This is a genomic window from Paenibacillus sp. FSL R5-0810 (assembly GCF_038002285.1).
In the GTDB taxonomy this organism is placed as follows: Bacteria; Bacillota; Bacilli; order Paenibacillales; family Paenibacillaceae; genus Paenibacillus_AQ; species Paenibacillus_AQ lactis.
The window spans coordinates 5477558-5500351 of the sequence record NZ_JBBOCF010000001.1; the positions used below are offsets into that span (position 1 = coordinate 5477558).

The 22794-nt window shown below is 53.8% G+C and carries 20 protein-coding genes; 15 read left to right on the plus strand and 5 right to left on the minus strand.

Annotated features, from left to right (window positions below; genetic code table 11):
- The first annotated feature begins 61 nt into the window (after positions 1–61).
- The 4 genes from MKX76_RS24325 (at position 62) to MKX76_RS24340 (ending at position 2485) form a co-directional block, all read left to right on the plus strand.
- Positions 62–799 carry an HAD family hydrolase gene (locus MKX76_RS24325; RefSeq protein WP_210094053.1) on the plus strand — a complete coding sequence of 246 codons (738 nt, stop codon included), beginning with the start codon at positions 62–64 and terminating at the stop codon, positions 797–799.
- Between the two features lie 261 nt (positions 800–1060).
- Positions 1061–1378: an ArsR/SmtB family transcription factor gene (locus MKX76_RS24330; RefSeq protein WP_244152668.1), complete on the plus strand. Its 318-nt coding sequence runs from the start codon at positions 1061–1063 to the stop codon at positions 1376–1378.
- Positions 1379–1460: 82 nt separating this feature from the next.
- Entirely contained in the window at positions 1461–1958 is a 498-nt protein-coding gene (locus tag MKX76_RS24335; protein WP_007128926.1) for an SRPBCC family protein, read from the plus strand.
- A 125-nt stretch (positions 1959–2083) separates the two neighbouring features.
- Positions 2084–2485: a VOC family protein gene (locus MKX76_RS24340; RefSeq protein WP_028404052.1), complete on the plus strand. Its 402-nt coding sequence runs from the start codon at positions 2084–2086 to the stop codon at positions 2483–2485.
- 293 nt (positions 2486–2778) lie between these two features.
- Here MKX76_RS24340 and MKX76_RS24345 read toward each other — a convergent pair whose 3' ends face one another.
- A complete protein-coding gene (locus MKX76_RS24345; protein ID WP_232239221.1) occupies positions 2779–3651 on the minus strand; it encodes a helix-turn-helix transcriptional regulator in 873 nt (290 codons plus the stop codon).
- Between the two features lie 83 nt (positions 3652–3734).
- On the opposite strand from MKX76_RS24345, the gene MKX76_RS24350 reads away from it, so the two are divergent.
- Positions 3735–5708, plus strand: coding sequence for a glycoside hydrolase family 127 protein (locus MKX76_RS24350; protein ID WP_341034745.1), 1974 nt, complete (start codon positions 3735–3737; stop codon positions 5706–5708).
- Positions 5709–5986: 278 nt separating this feature from the next.
- On the opposite strand, the gene MKX76_RS24355 is transcribed toward MKX76_RS24350, so the two are convergent.
- Positions 5987–6469, minus strand: coding sequence for a glutathione peroxidase (locus tag MKX76_RS24355; RefSeq protein ID WP_210094051.1), 483 nt, complete (start codon positions 6467–6469; stop codon positions 5987–5989).
- A 296-nt stretch (positions 6470–6765) separates the two neighbouring features.
- Here MKX76_RS24355 and MKX76_RS24360 point away from each other — a divergent pair, with 296 nt between their 5' ends.
- Both MKX76_RS24360 and MKX76_RS24365 read left to right on the plus strand, forming a co-directional pair.
- Entirely contained in the window at positions 6766–7674 is a 909-nt protein-coding gene (locus MKX76_RS24360) for an ABC transporter permease subunit (RefSeq protein ID WP_007128921.1), read from the plus strand.
- Positions 7675–7698: 24 nt separating this feature from the next.
- Positions 7699–8598, plus strand: a complete 900-nt coding sequence (locus MKX76_RS24365; protein ID WP_007128920.1) for an ABC transporter permease subunit — start codon at positions 7699–7701, stop codon at positions 8596–8598.
- Between the two features lie 171 nt (positions 8599–8769).
- Here the strand turns inward: MKX76_RS24365 and MKX76_RS24370 are convergent, their stop codons facing one another.
- Together MKX76_RS24370 and MKX76_RS24375 are read right to left on the minus strand one after the other, a co-directional pair.
- Positions 8770–10236, minus strand: a complete 1467-nt coding sequence (locus MKX76_RS24370; protein ID WP_210094050.1) for an alpha-amylase — start codon at positions 10234–10236, stop codon at positions 8770–8772.
- 355 nt (positions 10237–10591) lie between these two features.
- Positions 10592–11638 (minus strand): YeiH family protein, encoded by a 1047-nt coding sequence (locus MKX76_RS24375; protein WP_341034747.1) that lies wholly within the window; start codon positions 11636–11638, stop codon positions 10592–10594.
- Positions 11639–11799: 161 nt separating this feature from the next.
- On the opposite strand from MKX76_RS24375, the gene MKX76_RS24380 reads away from it, so the two are divergent.
- Positions 11800–12687 (plus strand): LysR family transcriptional regulator, encoded by an 888-nt coding sequence (locus MKX76_RS24380; protein ID WP_007128917.1) that lies wholly within the window; start codon positions 11800–11802, stop codon positions 12685–12687.
- Positions 12688–13049: 362 nt separating this feature from the next.
- Positions 13050–13268: a DUF378 domain-containing protein gene (locus tag MKX76_RS24385; RefSeq protein ID WP_007128916.1), complete on the plus strand. Its 219-nt coding sequence runs from the start codon at positions 13050–13052 to the stop codon at positions 13266–13268.
- A 426-nt stretch (positions 13269–13694) separates the two neighbouring features.
- On the opposite strand, the gene MKX76_RS24390 is transcribed toward MKX76_RS24385, so the two are convergent.
- On the minus strand, positions 13695–14735 hold the full coding sequence (locus tag MKX76_RS24390) for a glycoside hydrolase family 18 protein (RefSeq protein WP_251535791.1): 1041 nt from the start codon (positions 14733–14735) through the stop codon (positions 13695–13697).
- Between the two features lie 500 nt (positions 14736–15235).
- Between MKX76_RS24390 and MKX76_RS24395 the strand changes: the two genes are divergently transcribed.
- The 6 genes from MKX76_RS24395 to MKX76_RS24420 all read left to right on the plus strand — a co-directional run bounded on the left by MKX76_RS24395 (position 15236) and on the right by MKX76_RS24420 (position 22787).
- A complete protein-coding gene (locus MKX76_RS24395) occupies positions 15236–16207 on the plus strand; it encodes an ABC transporter permease (protein ID WP_007128914.1) in 972 nt (323 codons plus the stop codon).
- 15 nt (positions 16208–16222) lie between these two features.
- Entirely contained in the window at positions 16223–17131 is a 909-nt protein-coding gene (locus tag MKX76_RS24400; protein ID WP_007128913.1) for a carbohydrate ABC transporter permease, read from the plus strand.
- 41 nt (positions 17132–17172) lie between these two features.
- Complete coding sequence (locus tag MKX76_RS24405; protein WP_007128912.1) at positions 17173–18783, plus strand: extracellular solute-binding protein; 1611 nt, start codon at positions 17173–17175, stop codon at positions 18781–18783.
- Between the two features lie 178 nt (positions 18784–18961).
- Positions 18962–20347, plus strand: a complete 1386-nt coding sequence (locus tag MKX76_RS24410) for an alpha-L-fucosidase (RefSeq protein ID WP_144879841.1) — start codon at positions 18962–18964, stop codon at positions 20345–20347.
- A gap of 66 nt (positions 20348–20413) precedes the next feature.
- Positions 20414–21700: an alpha-L-fucosidase gene (locus tag MKX76_RS24415; RefSeq protein WP_144879840.1), complete on the plus strand. Its 1287-nt coding sequence runs from the start codon at positions 20414–20416 to the stop codon at positions 21698–21700.
- A gap of 64 nt (positions 21701–21764) precedes the next feature.
- The gene (locus MKX76_RS24420) at positions 21765–22787 is read left to right on the plus strand and encodes a carbohydrate-binding family 9-like protein (protein ID WP_144879839.1); all 1023 of its coding nucleotides are present in this window, start codon (positions 21765–21767) and stop codon (positions 22785–22787) included.
- Positions 22788–22794 lie beyond the last annotated feature (7 nt).

Below are 22794 nucleotides of genomic sequence, written 5' to 3' on the forward strand. Positions count from 1 at the left end.
TTGATGTGGATGCATGATCCCGATAGAGACAAGCGACCCGATGATAGGAAGAGGGATGAGCATGACTGGGCAATCAGAACGGAAAGGGATTTTCTTTGATGTAGATGATACGTTATACGACCATTTGGCACCGTTTCGGGATGCGCTGCGAGCGATTGTGCAGCCCGGGGAGTCCTTCCCTTATGAAAAGGCCTACCACCGGATGCGGTATTACAGCGACCGGTTGTCCGAAGAGCTTGGAGGGGCCGGTACGGCGGCTTACGGGGACGCGGTTGAGGATATGAGAACCCGCCGCTTTCAGCTGGCCTTGGCGGAGTTCGGGATACAGCTGACCCGTGAGGAAGCCGAAGCGGTTCAGCGGGCGTATCTAGGACGGCAATATGAGATTACCATGTTCGATGGCGCTCGCGAGCTGCTTCAGACATTGAAGGATGCCGGGCATCTTGTAGGGTTAATAACGAACGGGCCGGCAGACCATCAGATGAACAAAATTACGGCCATGATGCTGGGGGATCTGATTCCGCAGGAGCGCATATTCGTATCCGGGGCGGTCGGATGGGACAAGCCGGATGCCCGGATCTTCCGTCACGTGAACGAGAGGACGGGGACCATGCCGGAACACTGTTATTATATCGGAGATTCCTGGCGCAATGACGTGGTCGGCGCCCTGGCGGCCGGCTGGCATGTCATTTGGTTTAATCACCGCGGGGTTGAGCCTGAATCGGAGCATAAGCCCCATCATGTGGCGACCAGCTATGAGGAGCTCGGACGTATGCTTAACGGGCTTTTAGGTTCTTAAGATACTCTCCTCTTTATATCTCGAAACATTCCTCAAGCGGCGGTCCAGAGGGCTGCCAGATAAACCGCACCGTGCGTGGGTGTCAGCGCGCGGTGCTTGGCTCATATGAAAGTAAAAGGCTTCGTTCTTCCGGCATCGCTGGACGAATCGGGTTGAAGAGACAGCTCATATTTTTACGATATATATTCAACCAAATGGTTGACTTTTAATTTGCGATCCCCTATAGTTAACCATATGGTTGAACATAATGATGAGAAACAATTGGATCATATCTTTCACGCGCTGGCCGATCCGACCCGGAGACAGATGGTTCGGATGATCGCTTCGCGGGAACGGACGGTGTCCGAGCTGGCCGAGCCCTTCGACATGTCGCTGGCCGCCGCTTCCAAGCATATTAAGGTGCTGGAGCGCTCCGGCCTGCTGGAACGAACGGTTCAGGGCCGGATCCATACCTGCCGGCTCAATGGGGATGTCATGGCCAGGGCGCTTGAATGGCTTCGATTCTATGAGCGCTTCTGGACGCAACAGTTCGACGCGCTGGAGCGCGAGCTCTATAAAGCGAAGAAGGAGGAGCATTAAAGGGTTGCACCTCGCTCGAGGGGGTAACGATGGTAACAGGAAGACCTGATGATTTTGAATGCAGAAAGGATGAGTTCCAGCTATGGAGAATGCTTCGACAACGACTCTGGTCATGAAGCGCATATTTCAAGTGAGCCCCGAGCGGGTGTTTGACGCCTGGCTGAATCCGGAGATGATGCGGAAGTGGCTATTTACGATGGAGGCGACCAATAAGATTGCCAGAAACGAGCCTCATGTCGGCGGCACTTGGGAGATAGTCGACCATCGCGGAGGGAAGGATTACCGGGCGATCGGAGAATATCGGGAGATCGATCCGCCCCGCAGGCTGGTCTTCACCTTCAGAATGCCGCAATTCAGCGATACCGAGGATATCGTCACCGTCGAGCTGAAGCCGGTTGAGGAAGGCTGCGAGATGACGTTTACGCAGGTGATCGTTGTGCCGCATGAGGAAGGTTGGACCGCCGAGGACGTGGAGCGGGCGCTAAATGAATACAACAGCTCTTCGGAACACGGCTGGAGCCTGATGTTTGGAGGGCTGAAGCAGCTCTTGGAGACGGGTACGATCGAATTTCCTTCATAAAGACCTGATGGTTGGAGTTTTCCCACCACGCGCAAATTGAGAAATAGGGCAAGGATGGGCGTTTGAAAAGACCGCCAGCTGCTTTAACCGATGTTATCCATTCGATAAGAAGAGGGGTTTGAATGATGAACAAAGCGACGCCGTTTTTGATGTTTCAAGGGAATGCGGAGGAAGCGATGACGTTCTATACGTCCTTGATTGAGGATTCGGAGATCACGAGCATCACGCGGTACGGTCCCGGACAGCCGGGAGAAGAAGGAAGCGTCATGCACGCCGTCTTTACCTTGAAGGGACAGCCCTTCATGTGCATCGACAGCAACGTGAAGCATGACTTTACGTTCACGCCTTCGTTCTCCATCTATCTGACCTGCGATTCGGACGAGGAGATCGATCGGCTGTATAGCCTATTGCTGGACGGCGGAGGACCGTTGATGCCGCTGGGCAATTACGGCTTTAGCCGCAAATTCGGCTGGATCGTGGACAAGTTCGGCGTATCGTGGCAGCTGGATCTTCCGGCTGAAGCTTAATATTGCCTCTAAGCTTGTGCGAGAAGGAGCTTCTTTCCGCAATTCTTTGCAGCCTCAAAGCCGCCGGATGTGCTGACATGCGACGTAGGCATTTTAGCCCCAGGCTTGGCCTTTCCATAGGAACCTTCATGTGATTTGAATGCCACAGAACCGCCCGGGCGCTTAGCCCGGGCAGTTTTTTAGTGTGATTTATAGAGGATGAGGGCGACCGAAGGACCATTTTACGTGCCCCACTTGCAATTCAATGGCTCATCCAATATGTAATCCAATCTCACATCGATCAGCTATCCCCCCTATTCGGTATACTGCTTCCTGTATTGCAACGGGGATATGCCAAAGCGTGCCGAGAATCGGCGCGTGAAATAGGGAGGGTACTGGAAGCCGACATGCTCGGCGATGCGGGACACGGGCCAACGGGTGGTCAGCAGCAGCCTTTTCGCTTGATCCAGGCGATACTGCAGCAGGTATTCGGACGGCGTCACCCCGTGGGATTCCTTCATGCAGCGCGTCAGGTAATTGTAGTGAAAATGAAGACTCTCGGATAGACGGCCATTGCTGATCGGTTCCCGGTAATGCATTTTGATGAACGATTCGATTTGTTCGGCCACCTTGCGTGCACGGGATTGCTCCTGCCCGGCCCTTGACTGGTCCAGCAGCTGCATGAGCTCGATAAACAGCGACTGCTCCCTCCATAAGGCAATGGAGCGCGGCTCCGTCGCGAGGAGGTGGAGCGATTCGAACAGCTGATAGGCTTGATCCGGGTATGGGACATGAGCCAGCTTCGGCAGGAATATGCTGTGTGAAATGCTGCCTGAATGTGTGGGACTATCCGCTGCCGCTTGAAAATGCAGCCAGTAAAAATAAGTCTCCTCCCTGCATGCCTGCACCGCATAGTGATAGGCATCCGGCAGCAGGATGACCAGATCTCCCGCGTGCAGCTCCCACTGCTCCTCCTCCTCGCCGAGGTACAGACAGCCGCTTCGCACGAGGATGAGATCATATACGCCAAGATTTCTCCGATTCGGGTGCTGATCCCCTGCGGCATACAAGGTTGAACCGGATTCAAGGTAGTAGGGCGGGGGCAGGGATGGAATGGATAGAATATTCGAATCGGCCAGCTCAATCACCTCAATGCATGTGTGAAATCGTATAAAAAACTGGGTCATATCCTTTATCGCTTTCATCCTATCATAAAACGTAGAATGGGAGGTGTCGAGGCAACAATACGATCCCAAGGAGTGATTATCCGATGAAAGTTGTAACGGAACGATCCGCTGCGGTGCCGCTTCAACAGGTCAAGCTGAACGATCCCTTCTGGTCCCGCTATATCCGGCTGGTAAGGGAAGTGGTCATCCCTTATCAATACGAGGCGCTTCATGACCGGATTCCGGGGGTGGAGCCGAGTCACGCGGTCGCCAACTTCCGCATCGCCGCCGGCAGGGAGCAGGGTGAATATAAAGGCATGGTATTTCAGGACAGCGATGTGGCCAAATGGCTGGAGGCTGCGGCCTATTCCCTGGCCATTCGCCCTGATCCGAAGCTGGAGCAGCAGGTGGACGAGCTGATTGACCTGATTGCCGATGCCCAGCAGCCGGACGGCTATTTGAATACGTATTTTACGGTAAAAGAGCCAACTAAACGCTGGACCAACCTAACGGACTGCCATGAGCTGTACTGCGCCGGGCATCTGATCGAAGCTGCGGTGGCCCACTACCGTGCAACCGGCAAACGGAAGCTGCTGGATGTGGCCTGCCGGTTCGCCGATTATATCGATACGGTATTCGGACCGGAAGAGGGCAAAATCCATGGCTTTGACGGTCACCAGGAGATTGAGCTTGCCCTTGTGAAATTGTATGAGGCTACCCATGAGGAGAAGTATGTGCGGCTAGCCGAATACTTTATCGACGAGCGGGGGCGGGAGCCGCATTTTTTCCATCAAGAGTGGGAACAGCGCGGAAAAAGCTCCTTCTATGCTTCGGTATCCGGAGCTCCCCATCTTTCTTATCATCAGAGCCATCTGCCGGTCAGGGAGCAGAAGGTGGCGGTGGGCCACTCGGTGCGTGCCGTCTATATGTATACTGCCATGGCCGATTTGGCAGCCCGCACCGGAGATGCATCGCTAATGGAGGCATGCGAGAATCTGTGGGACAACATCGTCCATAAACAAATGTACATTACCGGGGGGATCGGCTCGACCCACCACGGCGAGGCGTTTACGATCGATTACGATCTTCCGAACGATACCGTCTATGCGGAGACCTGCGCTTCGATTGGACTGATCTTCTTCGCCCGGCGGATGCTGGAGCTGTCGCCGAAATCCGAGTATGCAGACGTGATGGAACGGGCGCTGTACAATACGGTAATCGGCAGCATGGCGCAGGACGGGACCCATTTCTTCTACGTGAATCCGCTCGAGGTGTGGCCGGATGCCTGCCGTCATAATCCGGGCAAGCATCATGTGAAGCCGGTCCGGCCGGGCTGGTTCGCATGCGCCTGCTGTCCGCCGAATGTGGCGAGACTGCTGACCTCACTCGGCGAATACGTATATACCTCGAATGAGGATACGTTGTTTGCCCATCTTTACATCGGCGGTGAGGCAGCGGTGTCCCTTCGCGGAAACGCCGTAAAGGTCAAGCAGACCAGCGAGCTTCCGTGGAGCGGGAACGTCACGTTTACCATTGAATCGCCGCAGACGGCGGAATGGACGCTGGCACTGCGCATCCCGGGGTGGTGCCGAGGCCAAGCCGTCATCCGTGTGAATGGAGAGGAGCTGAAGGCGACAGGCTTGATCCGGGAAGGCTATGCGTACATTACCCGAGCCTGGGCTTCGGGCGATATGCTGGAGCTTGCGCTCTCGCTCGACATTCTTCAGGTAAGAGCCCATCCGCTGGTTCGTGCGAATGCCGGCAAAGCGGCCATTCAGCGGGGACCGCTTGTATACTGCTGGGAGAGCGTCGATAATGGCGCGCCAATCTCGGCCGTTACCCTGGCGGCTGATCCGAAATTAACGTCGCGATTCGAGGCGGATTTGCCGGGAGGCGCCGTTGTCATCGAGGGAGCCGGCTGGCGGGAAGAGGCGGAGTCCTGGAACGGAGAATTGTACCGGGCAGCGCCGCGGCAGGCGAAATCGGCCACATTAAAGGCAATTCCGTATTATCTGTGGGGGAATCGCGGGGAGAACGAGATGGCCGTGTGGATCCGGGAAGAAGCGAGCCTGGTGTAAATGCCGGATTCGACTGGCAGGCCCGAGCCCGGCGCGCGGTGTAATGATGACTGCTGCACGATGATCAGCGTCAACGCTTGGACGACAACCATGGAGCGTGCGGAAACGGTTAATGGAACAGTAGATCCCATAGATAGGGCGTCACCCGAAGAGGCATTTATTCTGCCCTTCGGGAGGCGTCTTTTTTTTCAGTCATAGAAAAGTATAACTTTTATCAGTTCAGGGAGAGGGGAGAGATTCAGGAGGTCTGCTGCATTTTTCTGCGATATTTCCCTAGTCTACGCCTGTAAAAGCTTCTTGATATGCTCTTCGATTTTCTCGGGCGTATCGGCCGGGGCGAACCGCTTGACGACCTTCCCCTCCCGGTCCACAAGGAATTTGGTGAAGTTCCATTTGATGGATTTACTGCCGAGCACGCCTGGTGCTTGTTGGGTCAGATGCTTATACAGCGGATGGGCATCGGTGCCGTTTACATCGATTTTGGAGAAAAGGGGGAAGGTCACCCCGTGATTCAATTTGCACGCTTCCTCGATCGATGCATTGTCCTCGAGCTCCTGGTTCATAAACTGGCTGCTGGGGAAGCCGAGCACGGCCAGTCCCTGGTCGCGGTACGTTTGATGCAGCTTCTCCAGCCCGCTGAATTGAGGAGCGAATCCGCATTTGGTCGCCGTATTTACGATTAACAGCACATGACCCCGATATTTCTCGAGCTTCTCGCGTTCGCCGGTGATTGTCGTTACCTCGTAATCATAAATGGTCATCCGGTAAACCTCCTTCATCGCACTTGGGTTATGCAACCAGATTATATGCTATCGGGAAGCATTGCAACTTCTTCGCAGTACCGATCGCGTTATGGCTTGTCGTCCGAGCGTCGACGCTGATTACCGTTCAACATTGCTGCAGGCAATACACCTCCATCGCGAGTCTAGCAACATATAAGAGAGTAAAAATATGTAATTTTTTACTGGACTAAACTAGGAGAATTATGGTAGTAGTAGAATAACCAATTAAGCATATGAATGAATTTCCGTATTACGAGGACACTTAGGAGGCCGATATGAATTTGAAAACGCAAATGCTCAAATCGACGATCATCAGCCTGCTGGCCTTTAGCTTCATTGTCCTGATCGTCCTGATTCCCCGAGACATCAATATTTCATTGGATGGTCATAAGGTTGTAGCGGATCCCTCATTCGACATGAACCGGTACCTTACATATATAGGCGATTTCTTCCGCCAGATCATCGAGCACGGAAGCCTCGGACCGTCGCGATATAAGGGGCAGACGGCAGAGGCAGCGGCATTGGTCGCCGTCGGTATGAGCCTGCTGGTCATCGTCTCGGCGCTTTTAATCGGGTTTGTCGTCGGGATTTTGAAAGGGGTTGCAGACTACAAGCTGTCCAAGACGAAATTCAATGTGCTCGGCCATTGGACAACATGGCTGTTCCAGTCCATACCTGATTTTTTCCTCATGCTGTTTGTGCAGTGGTTTCTGGTCAAGCATGTGCCGGCCGTCCGCTATTTTGCCGTGGAAGGCTGGGAGGCGTTCGCGCTGCCCGCCCTTCTGGTCTCGATCTATCCCATCTTTTTTATCGCCAGAGTGACCTCCGCTTCGCTTCTTGCCCAGGAAGGAAAGATGTACATCCTGTTGGCAAAGGCCAAGGGGCTCAGCGACAGGGCCGTGGTGTACAAGCACATGCTCCGCAACGGCATCGCGGCGATCTTGACGCATCTTCCGGGTCTGCTCGTATTCATTCTATCGAATTTGCTGGTGGTCGAGTATTACCGGAACTATCCGGGCGCAGCCTGGAGGCTGTTCCAGGCGCTGGATTTCAACCCCTACACGGGTACGGGTCCCGAATATGAACCGGGCGTCATTATCGGCATCGCTTTTTTCTTCATGCTGCTCTTCCTGGTCGTGCAGTGGATTAGTCATTCAGCCCGCAAATATTTCGATCCTAGATAAAGAAATGAATGGAGGTAGCCGGACTTGAAAAATATCCCTCTATGGCTCGGAGGCACATTGCTTGCTTTCTTGGTGTTTGTAGCGTTCGTCGGCCCCCATCTTCCGTTTATCGACGCGGATTTGAGCAAAGAGCGATCCCGGTGGGTCATGAAGAACGGTGAAGAGAAGCTCGTGCTGCCTGCCTTTAAACCATCGTCCAAAAACCTGCTCGGCACGGACAAGGAAGGGGTCGATAATCTAAGCCGATTGGTTGTCGGCGCGAAGGAAACGATCCTGTTTGTCCTGGCCATAGCGGCCGTCAGGTACATTATCGCGATTCCGCTGGGGATCATGGCCCGAAGGAAAACAGGGTTTTGCCACCGGCTGATCACGTTTTGGAATCAGCTGTTCTCCTATATGCCGCCGGTATTCGCATCGGCGCTGCTGCTGGCGCTTCCGTTCCTCCTGTTTGCCCAGCACCGGCTGGCCTGGGCTATTCTGATCCTGGCTAGCGTGGAGGTCGGACGTGTGGCCGTCACCGTTCAGGAGCAGGCTTATAAAATGTCCAGGGAGCCGTACATGGAAGCGAGCACCGCACTGGGGCTCCGTACCAGAACGCTGACAAAGAACTATTACGTTCCCATCATGTTTCCGGAGATGATCGTCAATTTCTGTCTCGACATGGGCAAGGTTTTGCTCCTTCTCGGCCAGCTTGCGATTGTAAACATTTTTCTGGGGCATGAGTGGAAGGAAGTCGATTATTATACGATGGAATTCGTTGAGACAGGGCTGAACTGGGCGACCATTCTGGCCAGACACCGCACGGATATATTCCTCGGCAAGTTTGAGTATGTATTCTATCCTGCGTGTGCGATGATGATTGCCATTGTGACATTTAATCTGCTCGCAGAAGGCCTGCGCCGCCGTTTCCAGGTGAGAGGCTAGAGGCTTTAAGAGCGTGCTGGCCGAGCTTCAATTACGAGAAAAAAACCGGAAGTCGATCATGATTCGCCTAAATGCCTGCAATCGATGCATGGCGATATGCGAATTCGATGCTTCCGGTTTTTTTGTTGTGCATCATCCGAACCAATCAAGGAGAGTCGCGTTAGGAGCCCTTCAATTTTGATGGTCCGTATTCCGTGCCCATACCGATACGCTGCCGCCGTGTACAGGAAAGACGCCAAAGCCGTCGCTCCCGATCGTAACGCGCTCATCCCGGTTGCCAGTCAGATCCATCCACTCTTCACCAGCGCGGTGGGTGCCGACATACATGCGTTTTTCGCCGGGATCCCCGTTTGCCATAACGACCGCGCATCCGGAGTGCTTGGCTTCCGGCAGCCCCCTTCGAACCCAGCCGATCGTGTTGGGATGGTCGAAATAATCATCCTGCTCGCCATACGCGAGGTGAGCCCGGGCATACAGGAGCGGGTCGATGGATTCCTTCTTGCCCGGAAGTGAATGCTCCCCGCCGATGCCGTAATAATCACCGTAGAAGACGACGGGGTAGCCGTCCTTCCGAAGCAGGATCAAGGCATAAGCGCTCTGCTTGAACCAGTCCTCCACCCAGGATTCCAGTGATTCGTGGGGCTGGGAGTCATGATTGTCGACGAACGTAACGGCATTCATTGGATGGGATTGCACCAGCGTATCGTCGAAGATCGTCCGCAGGTCGAAGGAACGCCCGCCTTTGGCCGCAGCATGAAGCTTATAGTGGAGCGATACGTCAAACAGATCGATCTTGTAATCTACCCGATCAAGGAAGCTTCGGCACGCCTGAAGCTCCGGATTCCAAAACTCCCCGACGATGTAGAAGTCCTCTCCTCGTTTCTTCTTCATGGCTGTTGCAAATTCCTTGATGAAATCATGGTTGATATGCTTGATCGCGTCCAGCCGGAAGCCGCTGCATTGCAGGGTATCGACGAGCCACTGACCCCATCCGATCATCTCTTTGCGGACCTCGGGATGGCTGTAATCGATATTGGCGAACATCAGATAGTCATAGTTGCCGAATTCATGATCCACCTTCTCGTTCCACGATTTGTTCTCGCCGAGAATGCGGTATATGCCGGCGCGCTTTCTACCCGCATCGTAGTCGGTCCCGTTGAAATGATGAAAATTCCACTGGAAAGAGGAGTACTTGCCGCCCCGGCCAGGGAACGTGAATTTCGTCCAGCCCTCAATCTCGAAGGGCTTCGATATTTCCTTGGTCCGGTCCATTTCATCGACCTGCACCACATGGAATCGCTCGGTTTCGTCCGCTCCGGCCTTATGATTCATCACGAGATCCACATAGACGGCGATCCCGTACTTGTGGCAGGCCGCGATGGCATCGATCAATTCCTGCTTCATGCCGTATTTCGTACGTACGGTGCCCTTTTGATCAAACTCCCCCAGATCGTACAGATCATACGCACCGTAGCCGTTATCTTCCGCCGATAGCGCTTTGGTCACCGGTGGGATCCATACCGTATCGACGCCCGCCTTGCTGAGCTCGGGCGCCGCTTCCTTCAGACGTTTCCAATGCTTTCCGTCAGGGGCGACATGCCATTCGAAAAATTGCATCATCGTATGATTTCGCTGCATTCTTGCGTTCATCTCCTCTGTAAAGATGGCTTGCGTTTATGTCATACAGGGTATAGCTATCCATATCCATAAACCATACCCGGGGAGCATACCGTGTTAAACCACAGTTCAATTGTTCCCGAATATGGCATGGAACAGACGAGCAAAACGGCGAGACACAACGAATTTGCGTATAAAAAAACGTGCGGCCCCGGATGATAACGGGGCCGCACGGGTCATGGGACGCGAGGATTTCCAGACTCTCCAACACGCTCGAAATTGCCGGTGTTCCTGACGATTCCGGCGGCGCAGCCTACGGATTCCACCTGCTTCCGCCGGCAGACATTGCCTTCCCAGACAGCGGGAGCAGGTGTATTCAAACCAACATGTAAGTCAGCAGGACCAACAGGATCGTCGCTATGGCCATGGCCAGCAGCGGTCTCCAGGCTCTGCGCAAATCTTTGACATGAACATTCAATCCGAGGCCTACCATCGCCATCGCCAGCAGAAAGGAGGCGATTTGCGACAACGCATCCTTGAGCGGAAGGGGAATCATCGGCTGTCCGGTATACTCCCAACTGCCCAGCATGCTTGCTGCCATAAAGCCGATGAGAAACCAGGGAAACTCCGGTCTGGCCTTGCTTTCATTCGGATGCGTTCGCTTCATCCAGAGCACCAGGACGACGCTCAGGGGCAGGAGCAGGAAAACACGGCCAAGCTTGGCGAGCAGGGCGAGCGTCAAGGCTTCCTCGCCGGCGGATGCTCCCGCAAGCGCTACATGAGCGATTTCGTGAAGGCTTACGCCCGACCAGATTCCGAACTGGGCATCGGATAAGGGCAGTAACGGCTGTATCAAGGTATAGAGAATGGCAGCAATCGTACCGACAAAGGCAATCATCCCTGCCCCAAGCGCGGTATCCTTTTCCTTGGCTTGCACGATGGGCGATACGGCTGCAATGGCAGCCGCCCCGCATACGCCTGTTCCAATCCCAAGCAGCAGGGACAGGGACATATCCGCCTTAAGCCGCTTGGCGATGAGCAGTGTCACGGCGATGGCAAACACAACGCTGATGACATCCCTCAGCATGAGCCCAAGGCCTTGTTGCCATACGATGCCGATATTCAGCTTTAACCCATACAATATAATGGCCAGACGAAGAAGCCGCTTGGCCGTAAATTGGATTCCGGGCCGCAGCGCCTCCGGATAGCCGCGAATCTGGCGGTACACGGCGGCAATCAGGATCGCCCAAGCCAACTGGCCGAGATAGCGAAGACCTGGAAGGTTTGCGAGCGCTAAGCCGATGAGGGCGATGGCCAGCGTAAATGCGATGCCGCCGATGACAGCCGTCATCGACGGGGTCTTCGGGGCTGCTGCAGGGCCGGTCTTGGCGGCTTGCGATTGGGAATGCGCAGGTTCAGCCATAAGTCATAACCTCCGGTTTGTTCGGTTGGTCTGAACCTATCGTATCCCACTTTATTAAATAAGAAAAATAAATCATAATAATAGTAATGATAAGTATTTGATTATGATAATATGGAGCTGTCCAACATAAACGAATGTATAGGGAGGAAGAGGGCGAGGAAATGGATCAGGCGTTAGAGGTATTTGTGACCGTCGTTGAGAAAGGGAACTTTACCCGGGCAGCGGAGGAGCTGCTTATGACGCAGCCTGCGGTAAGTCAATATATCCGGGCATTGGAGCGTTCCCTGGGGACGCGGCTGCTGGATCGGAGCAATAAATATGTTCGACTGAATAAAGCGGGAGAGATCGTATATCATCACGCGAAGGAGATCCTGGGGTTATATACGCGCATGAACACCCTTGTGGATGATGTGATGCATCGGGCAAGCGGCGATTTGTCGATCGGATCCAGCTATACCTTCGGCGAGTATCTGCTCCCCCGGATGATCGCTTCCTTGAGACAGCAGTATCCGTTAATCCGTCCTACCATCACCATCGGAAACACGGCCGAAGTGGCGGAAATGATCCTGCGGCACGAGGCGGATGTCGGTATCGTCGAGGGAGATTATCAGGACGAGCGGCTGCATATTGAGGCGTTCGCCGAGGACGAAATGGTCGTTGTCGTTCCGCGCGGGCAGCGCTATGACCCGTGGTCTGAAATCCCGCTGGCGGAGCTTCAAACGGAGACGTGGATCTTGCGCGAGCAGGGCTCAGGCACCCGCGAGGCGACGGAGCGAATGTTCGCTGCTAGCGGCTTTCATCCCCGGCATGTGGTTGAATTCGGCAGCACACAGCTGATCAAGGAATCAGTCGAAGCAGGCTTAGGCGTCACGCTGCTGTCACGATTTGTGGTTCGCAAGGAGCTTCAGCTCGGCACCCTCCATATGCTGAAGCCGAACGGGAGGCCCGTGATTCGCCGCTTCTCCCTCATTTCACAGAAGACTCCCTATCATACGAAAGCCGTGGAAGTATTTCTCGAGCTGCTTAGGAGCAGACAGGGAATGTTCTAAAATATACGTAAGCGGTTCTTCCATCGATCGCGAAAATCAATAAGTCATTTACATGAGGATTTTGCAAAAATCCAAAGAGTGACCTTCATTGCAACATCCTGATATCGCAGGATATCGCAGCATCCTTCTTTACGGAGGATGTTTTTTTGCGCTTGGATGATTACAATGCCAAGAAAAGGTTAAAACTAGATACTAAAACTACTAGAACTATATAGAATGAACCAAAAGAATGAGGTCGGAGCAGCAGCGATTTGCAGGAGAATTTTAGCGCACTTGCCCTGCATCCCGTTCAATCGTTCATCTTATATAGCATGCGATTCAAGATGTTCATCAACATTCGGTTCATATAAGGGGGGAAGACGATGAGAACGTGGAATACCATTGCGCTCTTGCTGCTGATCATTGGCGGCATCAACTGGCTGCTGGTCGGCTTGTTTCAATACGATCTGGTCGCCGCATTGTTCGGCGGACAGAGCTCTGCAGGCTCGCGGATCGTTTACACGATTGTGGGACTGTGTGCGCTGTACTCGATCCGATTCTTCGGTGACGTCACCAATGATGATCGAAGAACAGCAAAATGAGTTAATATATATAACATGAAACGTAATATTCGTGATAGAAAATGGATTGTTTAAAGGCCGCCCCAACAAAAGGGAGCGGCTTTTTTATGTGTGAACGGTGATGTAAACCTTGTGCATGGATTTGGACGTACAGGACAAAATCAACATATCATGCGGAATAAACCTAGTTGTATCAAGGGGATTTCAGCATTTCATCTCGATTAAAACGACATATTTACGCGAAGAGGGGGGTCCCCTAGAATGAAAACAAGCAACAAGCACAGATTTGAACAGATGGCAATTTGATGTTATAAAACATTACACATCTAATCATTCTGCATCTGTGTAATCACACGAACGAAGAACAGCCTGCTTCTCCAAATAAGAGAAACAGGCCGTAACTGAAGACAATCCATTTAGAGAAAGGGGGGCTTTGAGAGAGGGCGATCATTCAAGAACGAGCGCCTTATGCATCGCATCCAGCAGGCTGCGTGTCCCATCGCAGCTGTATTCCCAGAACATGATCCCTGCAAGCCGCTGCTCCTTTACGTAATGGCATTTATGCGTTAACGACTCGGGATCATCGTAGCTGATGAAGCTGCTGCCGTCGAACAGGTAAGGGGCCTTCGCCTCGTCGTCCCAATGCCGTGTGAAGGCGGGATTGTTCAAATATTGAGCCGCAAGCTCCGTATAAGTCGGACCGTAACCGCCTGAGGCCGGAGCGACCTGGAGATATCCGTTGTTTACGTTTGGCACGTTGTTCCATCGTCTCGAATAGAAGGCAGCTCCGATGACGATTTTCTCGCGCGGCACCCCCGCCGCGGTGAATAATCGGACCGAGGCGTCCGCACTGATCCGGAACAGATCGCCGGTGGACGTATACAGATTCGCGTGGTGCCCGGTGTACGTCTGGAAGCCGCCCCGCATGTCGTAGGTCATCAGCTGTATGAAATCCAGAAAGGGGTGGATGAGGTCGATCTCAGTTCCATCTATATAATACTGATCGGCTCCTGCGGCAATGGTCAGCATATAGCGGCGGTGCTTCTCCCGCCCGAACCGGTCCAGAGACTCTCTGAGCGCCTGAAGCAGCAGCGTGAAATTCCGCTTGTCGTCAGGCGAAGCGGAGGTGCCCGCAACGGAATAGCAGGGATACTCCCAGTCCAGGTCGATTCCGTCAAAAGGGTAATTCTCCAAAATTTCATTAGCGGATTCGCTAAGGCGTACCCTTGCTTCCGGCGAGGCGGCTGCCTCGGAGAAGCCGCTGGAGCCCCAGCCGCCGACCGACAGCAGAACCTGAAGCTTAGGGTTAACCGATTTCAGCCGGCGGATTTCATCGGCAGTCTCCGGATGGGGGTACGAAATGGCGCCTTCCCGGATGTGGGCAAAAGCTACATTCAGATGGGTGAGTCGCAGCGCGTCCTCTGCCGTAACCTCGGAGAGAACCTTGCGTCCCGCATATCCGGCTAAAATCCAAGGGGATTCCGTCATGAGTTTCAACCTCGTTTCAATAAAATATGTGAGATTTGCGATACGGCTGTTTTTTTGAAGCTTAGCGTTCCTATCCAGCATCTGTCAAGACAGCGCGAATCGTTTGCACAGTATGCCAAAGCGTTGGCTGCGGTCAAAATCAACATGTTTTCCTTGGCCGAAATGACAATGACAAGCTGCGCAAAAACGACCAAAACCGCGTAGGATCAACGATTGTAGCCGCTTACAACGACCATTGAAAATGACATATTTACGGATCGGTACGCAGTCCATACACTTGGGATGTAAGCGTTAACATTTTCCGGTGCGGCAAACCCGCAGATGAGGAAGTGTGCTCAAGGAACCTCTTTCCTTACATTTGAACAGGGGTGCTTATCCTTAAAGCGAGCGTTCAAAAAGTCGGTTTATCAGCACTTTGATTGGCTTCGAGATCAGAAGGCGGCTTTTTGAACAACCTCTTAAATTGACCGGATTTCCATTAGAAGAGGAGGGAGAAACCGATGCAGCAAGATGGCCACACCGCCCTGTCGCAGAGCATATCGGTTAACACAACGGCAAGCCGCAAGAAAAATACCTTATGGAGGAGGATGGTCCGAAACTGGGAGCTGTACCTGTTTATCGCCCCCGCATTTCTGTACTTTCTGATATTCCATTACGGGCCGATGTACGGGATACAAATCGCCTTTAAAAACTTCATCCCGACATTAGGGATAACGGGAAGCCCGTGGGTCGGATTCGACCACTTCGTTCGCTTCTTTAATTCTTATTATTTCTGGGACCTGCTCTGGAACACGCTGAGCATCAGCTTGTACGAGCTTGCTATAGGATTCCCGCTGCCGATCATTCTGGCGCTTGCCTTTAATGAGGTGAGGGACTCGTTCTTCAAACGGACGGTACAGACGGTAACTTATGCACCGCATTTTATTTCGGTGGTCGTCATGTCCGGTATGATTATTACCTTCTTGACGCCTTCGACGGGCATGATTGTCAATCTGGTGGAGTTTCTTGGATTCACACCGCCCCAATTTTTGACCGACCCTGCCTGGTTTAAGACGGTGTACGTGCTGTCCGGGGTTTGGCAGAGCACGGGCTGGGGAACGATCATCTACCTGGCAGCCTTGTCGGGCGTGGACCCGCAGCTGCATGAGGCTGCCGTCGTCGACGGTGCCAGCCGGTTCAAGCGGATTCTGCACATCAATCTTCCGGCGATCGTTCCGACCATTACGATATTGCTGATTTTGAATATGGGAAGCATCCTGGGCGTCGGCTTCGAGAAAATCCTGCTTCTCCAGAACCCGCTTAATATGGAGTCGTCCGATGTCATCTCGACCTTCGTTTATCGCTCCGGTTTGGTGGATGCGCAGTACAGCTTCTCAACAGCCGTCGGCTTGTTCAACTCCGTGGTCAATGCGATTCTGCTGCTCACGGTCAACCAAATTGCGCGGCGCACCAGCGAAAACAGTCTGTGGTAGAAGGAGGAATTACGCATGGCATCCGGAGTTAAAGAAAGCAACGGAGATAAACTGTTTCTATTTTGCAACTATCTGTACTTAACGATCGCGTTGGTCATTGTTCTGTACCCGCTGCTGTATATCGTCAGCGCATCGATCAGCGATCCGAAGGCCGTCGCCTCGGGCGAAATGTGGCTGTTCCCTAAAGGAATTACCTTCGAGGGCTATGCTCGGGTGTTCGAGAACCAGAATATCTGGATCGGCTACAAGAACACCATTATTTATACCGTGATCGGAACGGCGGTCAACCTGCTTGTCACGCTGCCGGCCGCTTACGCGCTCAGCCGGAGCGACTTTGTAGGCCGTGGATTCTTCATGGCGATGTTCTTGGTCACGATGTTTTTCGGCGGGGGCCTCGTTCCGAGCTACCTGCTCGTCAAGGATCTCGGCATGATCAACAGCATGTGGGCGCTCATTTTGCCGGGAGCCGCTTCGATCTGGAACATTATCGTTGCACGGACGTTCTTCCAGTCGACCATTCCGAAGGAGCTGCAGGAAGCCGCTCATATCGACGGATGTACGAATTTCCGGTTGTTCATCAAAATCGTGCTGCCGCTGTCGATGCCAATCATCGCCGTCATGGCGCTCTTCTATGGCGTCGGGCACTGGAACAGCTATTTCAGCGCCATGATCTATCTGAACGATGCGGCGAAGTATCCGCTGCAGCTCTTCCTGCGCCAAATTCTGGTTCTGCAGGAGATGGCGGCCCAAGGCGGAGGAGCCATCGACATTTCATCGGCTGCCGCCATGAACTCGAAGGCCGAAATCGCCGCACTGGTCAAATATGCCGTCATCATCGTCGCGACGGTGCCAGTTATTGTCATCTACCCATTCCTTCAGCGTTACTTTGTGCAGGGTGTTATGATTGGTTCTGTAAAGGGCTGATCTTAAACCATAATCTACACCAAAAAAGGGGAGTTGTTGTTATGAAGAAGCTTCGTAAGGCATCATCCGTTTTACTCTGTCTTACCTTGTCGGCAGCCATGCTTGCAGCCTGTGGTTCGCCTAAGGGAGACGGCGGTTCTGCCGCACCTTCCGGAACGTCCAGCAGCACGGAGGTCAAGAAGGAAGGCTTCCCGATCGTCGATGAGCCGATTACGCTGACGGTCATGTCCCAGGATGCCGGGGTGGCGGACTGGAAGACGATGCCTGTCCTGCAAGAGATGGAGAAATTGACGAACATCAAGCTGGAGTATCAGCTCTCGCCGATCGACAGCTTCGAGACGAAGAAGAACCTGGTGTTTGCAAGCGGTGATCTCCCGGATATGTTTTACGCTGCGGATTTGAAGCCGGCTGAGCAGGTAACTTACGGCAGTCAAGGCATCCTGATTCCGCTTGAGAAATACATTGATGAAGGCTATGCCCCGAACATCAAGAAGGTTCTGGATGCGCATCCGGATGTGCGCAAATCATTTACGACACCGGACGGCCATATGTATGCACTGCCGTTTATCGATACCGCAGCGGTATGGTACCGCGGACCGATGTGGTATAACGGCAAGTTCCTAAAAGCGCTCAACGTCAGCGAGCCGAAAACGACCGAAGAGCTGTATACGTTCCTGAAGCGCGTGAAGGAAGAGGATCCGAACGGCAACGGCAAGAAGGACGAGATTCCGCTGACTTCCGTCAAGCTGGATGACCTGCGGATGTACTTCTTCGGCTTCTGGGGCATGTACAACGAAGGCATCTATGCCGACAAGGAAGGAAAGGTGCATTATCCTTTCCAAGAAGAAGGCTATAAGGGCTACCTGACTTTCATGAACCGTCTATGGAAGGAAGAGCTGCTGGATCACGAAACCTTCTCCCAGACGGCAGACCAGAAAAAAGCCAAAGGCGAAAACAATCAGCTCGCATTATTCAACGATTATCATCCGTACTTCACCCTGGGTGGAGAGCCTAGCACCGAGCATCCGCTCATGACGCCGGTGAAGAGCGAAATCGAAGGATCTCCGGTATACGGCAAGCATCCGGGCATGTCGGCAAGAGGAACGTTCGCGATTTCCAGCAAAAACCCTGCGCCTGAAGCGACCATGCGCTGGATCGACTACCTCTACAGCTATGAAGGTTCGACGCTGTTCAATCAAGGACCTGAAGGCGTGCTCTGGAAGTTCAAGGATAAAGAGAACCGCGTGAAAGAATGGCTTCCTGTTCCGGATGGCGGCGACCGTGAGGAATACCGCGGTAAAATCACGCCAAACTACGGCATTCTGACGCCGGGCATCAACGATCCTGAAGTGGCGAAAGGCCTGCGTACGGAATTTGATGAGTGGATCGATCAGCAAAACCAAGAGAAGCTGGTGCCGATCGGCAAAGCTCCATTCCCTAACGTATATTTGACCAATGAGGAGCAAAGCGAGGCTACGGCGTTGATGTCCGACCTGGACACTTACGTCAAGCAGATGGAAGCGAAGTTCATCACGGGTCAAGAGCCGCTTGAAAATTGGGATAAGTATGTAGCGCAGGTTAAGAAGATGGGCGGCGACCGCATCGTCGAGCTGTACCAAGGCGCTTACGACCGCTGGAACACCAATAAATAAAGATCTATAACAAGAACAACAAAAGGCCAACATATCCCGGTCTAGGCTTTCAGACCGGGGGTTGGCTCTTATTTTTAAACGGATGAATGAGGAATGCGGCGAAACCGGCGAGAGGCTTGCGGACCGCCCGAAGCGAATCGCCCGGTCAAGAAAAATCAACCTACTTGGAGGTATTAACATGTCGGAGAACAAGCTGATCGAAGAAGAGCAGCCGGTCGTGGAGGCAGGCGTCCACAATTACAGCAGTGAAGACAAATGGGTCAAGCCGGAGGATCCGCTGCTGCTGGAGCGTCTTGAATGGTTTAAGGACCAGAAGCTGGGGCTCATGATGCACTGGGGCCCTTATTCCCAGCTGGGGCTCGTTGAATCCTGGGCGCTGAGCGATAAGGATGCGGAATGGTCGCGTGACGGGATTGACTGGGATATCGATTCGGAGGAGCTTAAGCGGCAGTATTTTGACTTGAATAAAACGTTCAACCCGCTGCGTTTCCAGCCGGACCTGTGGGCAGACCTGGCCGCCGATAACGGCTTCAAGTATTTGAATTTTACGACGAAGCATCATGACGGCTTCTGCATGTGGGATACCCATACGACCGACTACCGGATCACGGGCCCGGAATGTCCGTTTCATCGGCATAAATACGCCGATATCACCAAGAACCTGTTCGATGCGTTCCGGGCAAGGGGGCTTGGCATCTCCGCCTACTTCTCCAAAGCCGATTGGCATACGCCTTACTACTGGGCGCCCGGCATGGAAGCCGGCAGCTTCACGTCGCGGGGGCCTAGCTATAATCCGAAGGAATACCCTTGGTTATGGGAGCAATTCGTCCAATTTACGCATCAGCAAATCATGGAGCTCATGACAAGGTATGGCCGGATTGACGTGCTGTGGCTTGACGCCGGCTGGGTGAATGATTATCGGGATCAGAACATCCGGCTGGGCGAGGTCGTGGAGAAAGCGCGCGAGATTCAGCCGTGGCTTCTGTCGGCGGACCGGACGGTCGGCGGACCTTACGAGAATCTCATTACGCCGGAGCAGACGCTGCCTGAGCGTGCCCTGCACGTTCCTTGGGAGAGCTGCATCACGATGGGAACGTCGTTCTCCTTCCGGTATGAGGACCGTTATAAATCGGTGCGCCAGCTGATCCATCTGCTCGTGGAGATCGTGGCCAAGGGCGGCAATCTGGCGCTCAACATCGGGCCCCAGCCGGACGGAAGGCTGCCGGAGACGGCGATCTCACGGATGAAGGGCATGGGCGAATGGCTGAAGGTATACGGCGATGCCATCTATGGTACGCGGACCTGCGAGCCGTATTCCGTACAGAACGTGCATTTTACTCAAAAAGGGGACACAACGTACGCCTTCTATCTGTACAAGGACGAGCAGGAGGAGGTTGCCGGGGAAGTGCATCTTCCGCTTCAGACAGAGCCGAACCGTATCGACCTGATCGGCGGCCAGGAGATGCTGGATTACCGCCGGACGGAGAACGGAATCGCGGTACGGCTGCCGGAACGGGAGCTGCATGGGGCGGCACCGATCGCTCATGTGTTCCGGATCCGTTAAGGGATAGGCCGACAGCTCGGGAAGCTTAAGAAAGCTACAAGTACATCGTGGAAAGGTGCGGACAATATGCAGCCATGGTTTGAGGAGGCGAAGCTGGGGATCTTTATCCACTACGGCATCTACGCGGTGGACGGGGTCTCCGAATCCTGGTCCTTCTATAACGGAAGGATCAGCTATGAGGATTATATGAAACAGCTGGACGGCTTTACGGCATCGAAATTCGATGCCGAGGCTTGGGCGGATCTGATCGAGAAATCCGGCGCGAAATATGCGGTGCTGACGACAAAGCACCATGACGGCGTTGCATTGTGGGATACGCAGTACAGCGACTTGAATGTGGTCAAGCGGACGCCTGCGAAGCGGGATATTATCAAGGAATATGCCGAAGCAGTGACGAAGCGGGGGCTTCGGCTCGGGATGTATTATTCGCTGATCGACTGGTCGCATCCGGACTATCCGACCGTGTATGAAGGAGGCCGCGTTCCGGAAGACCTCGGGAGCGTCAACCGGTTCTCTAGCCCGGTGGACGGCGTTCAGGATGAGGAGAGGTGGCAGAGGTTCCTTGAATTTAACAATCAGCAGCTGCGCGAGATTCTGACGAATTACGGGAAGGTGGACCTGCTGTGGTTCGACGGGGACTGGGAGCGCAGCGCCGAGCAGTGGAACCTGCCGGCATTCAAGGATTATTTAAAGTCCTTTAATCCGGATCTGATCATCAATTCAAGGCTTCAGGGGCATGGCGATTACAAGACGCCGGAGCAGGGCATTCCGATCACGAGGCCGGAGGGGCCGTGGGAATTCTGCACGACCATCAATACATCCTGGGGCTACGTGCCGACGGATCACAAGTACAAATCGCTGAATCAGATCATTCGGATGTTCTGCGATTGCATTTCGATGGGCGGCAATATGCTGCTCGATATCGGCCCGCGGGAAGACGGCACGATCGACAAGCGGCAGGAGGACATTCTGCTCGGTCTGGGCGACTGGATCCGGACGCATGAAGAGGCCGTATTCGGAACCGGGGAAGGCATCATGACCCGTTATTATCTGGGGGGAAGCACCATTTCGAAAGACCGCAAGACGCTGTACCTGTTCGTCTATGACGATCCGAAGGAGAATGTATGCCTGAAAGGTCTTTGCAACCCGATCAAGAGGATTACGGTGCTGCATTCGGGCAAGGAGCTGACCCACGAAATTCATGGCGGGGTGCCATGGTTCAACATTCCGGGAACGACCTGGATCCATATGACTCCGGAAGATGCTCATGAACAGGTAACGGTGCTGAAACTTGAGTTTGACGAAGAGCTGGAGATGTACGGCGGCTCCGGAGCCGTTGTCACCCATAACTAAACAATCGCCGGGAGGGCGGGTTATGCAGCCGGCGCCTCCTCCCGGGTCAAACGGAGGGAATGAAATGAACCGAAGCGGAGTGCCGGAGCCGCAGATCGAATATGCTCCGAAACATTACATATGCCGTCGTGCGAAGGAGCCCCTTGAGCTGGATGGACGGATCGATAAGCCGTTCTGGGAAGCGGCGGAATGGACCGAGGATTTCGTGGATATCGAGGGGGATCTTAGGCCGAAGCCCGAAAAGCGGACCCGGGTCAAAATGCTGTGGGATGACGAGTATTTCTACTTCGCGGCGGAGCTGATCGAGGATCAGATCTGGGCAACGCTGACCGAGCGGGACTCGGTGATCTTTTACGACAATGATTTTGAGATTTTTATCGATCCGGACGGGGATAGTCATCAATATTACGAGTTCGAAATCAATGCGCTGAATACCGTATGGGATCTGCTGCTGGTCAAGCCGTACCGGGACGGCGGGCCTCCGGTCAACGGCTGGGATATCGCAGGGCTAAAGACCGCCGTGCATATCGACGGAGAGCTGAACCGTCCCGGGGCGGATAACCGGAAGTGGAGCGTGGAAGTGGCGATGCCTTGGAGCAGTCTGCGGGAATGCGCGAAGGAGGGGCGTCCGCCGGTGCCGGGTGAATTCTGGCGCGTTAACTTCTCCCGCGTGGAATGGCGGACAGAGGTGCAGGACGGCGAATACCGCAAGGTGCTCAATCCGGAGACAGGCAAGCCATACCCGGAGGACAACTGGGTCTGGTCGCCGATGGGCATCATCAATATGCATTATCCGGAGCTGTGGGGCTACGTCGTCTTCGCGGAGGGCGAAGCGGGCTCGGGCTTTGAATTGCCAAAAGACGAGCGGATCAAATGGGAGCTCCGCAAGCTCTATTACCGCGAGCGCAATTATTACGAAGGGCATGGCGAATTCACAAAGGATTTGAAGCTGCTGATGGGCGAGGATTCATGGAGCATCGAGCCCGTCATCGAAACGACCCGCGGCCTGTTCCAGATCACCGCACCGTCCTCGGACGGCAGCGCCGTGATCTGTATACGGGAAGACGGGAAGCTGTGGAAGGAGTGAAAGCCGA

Excerpts from the sequence above, each read along its gene's own strand:
- MKX76_RS24405 (WP_007128912.1), top strand. The coding sequence starts at position 17,173 with ATGAAGAAGCTTCGTAAGGCATCATCCGTTTTACTCTGTCTTACCTTG.
- MKX76_RS24400 (WP_007128913.1), top strand. The coding sequence starts at position 16,223 with ATGGCATCCGGAGTTAAAGAAAGCAACGGAGATAAACTGTTTCTATTT.
- MKX76_RS24380 (WP_007128917.1), top strand. The coding sequence starts at position 11,800 with ATGGATCAGGCGTTAGAGGTATTTGTGACCGTCGTTGAGAAAGGGAAC.
- MKX76_RS24325 (WP_210094053.1), top strand. The coding sequence starts at position 62 with ATGACTGGGCAATCAGAACGGAAAGGGATTTTCTTTGATGTAGATGAT.
- MKX76_RS24420 (WP_144879839.1), top strand. The coding sequence starts at position 21,765 with ATGAACCGAAGCGGAGTGCCGGAGCCGCAGATCGAATATGCTCCGAAA.
- MKX76_RS24370 (WP_210094050.1), bottom strand. The coding sequence starts at position 10,236 with ATGCAGCGAAATCATACGATGATGCAATTTTTCGAATGGCATGTCGCC.
- MKX76_RS24415 (WP_144879840.1), top strand. The coding sequence starts at position 20,414 with ATGCAGCCATGGTTTGAGGAGGCGAAGCTGGGGATCTTTATCCACTAC.
- MKX76_RS24355 (WP_210094051.1), bottom strand. The coding sequence starts at position 6,469 with ATGACCATTTATGATTACGAGGTAACGACAATCACCGGCGAACGCGAG.
- MKX76_RS24350 (WP_341034745.1), top strand. The coding sequence starts at position 3,735 with ATGAAAGTTGTAACGGAACGATCCGCTGCGGTGCCGCTTCAACAGGTC.
- MKX76_RS24345 (WP_232239221.1), bottom strand. The coding sequence starts at position 3,651 with ATGACCCAGTTTTTTATACGATTTCACACATGCATTGAGGTGATTGAG.
- MKX76_RS24385 (WP_007128916.1), top strand. The coding sequence starts at position 13,050 with ATGAGAACGTGGAATACCATTGCGCTCTTGCTGCTGATCATTGGCGGC.
- MKX76_RS24390 (WP_251535791.1), bottom strand. The coding sequence starts at position 14,735 with ATGACGGAATCCCCTTGGATTTTAGCCGGATATGCGGGACGCAAGGTT.
- MKX76_RS24395 (WP_007128914.1), top strand. The coding sequence starts at position 15,236 with ATGCAGCAAGATGGCCACACCGCCCTGTCGCAGAGCATATCGGTTAAC.
- MKX76_RS24410 (WP_144879841.1), top strand. The coding sequence starts at position 18,962 with ATGTCGGAGAACAAGCTGATCGAAGAAGAGCAGCCGGTCGTGGAGGCA.
- MKX76_RS24375 (WP_341034747.1), bottom strand. The coding sequence starts at position 11,638 with ATGGCTGAACCTGCGCATTCCCAATCGCAAGCCGCCAAGACCGGCCCT.
- MKX76_RS24360 (WP_007128921.1), top strand. The coding sequence starts at position 6,766 with ATGAATTTGAAAACGCAAATGCTCAAATCGACGATCATCAGCCTGCTG.
- MKX76_RS24340 (WP_028404052.1), top strand. The coding sequence starts at position 2,084 with ATGAACAAAGCGACGCCGTTTTTGATGTTTCAAGGGAATGCGGAGGAA.
- MKX76_RS24335 (WP_007128926.1), top strand. The coding sequence starts at position 1,461 with ATGGAGAATGCTTCGACAACGACTCTGGTCATGAAGCGCATATTTCAA.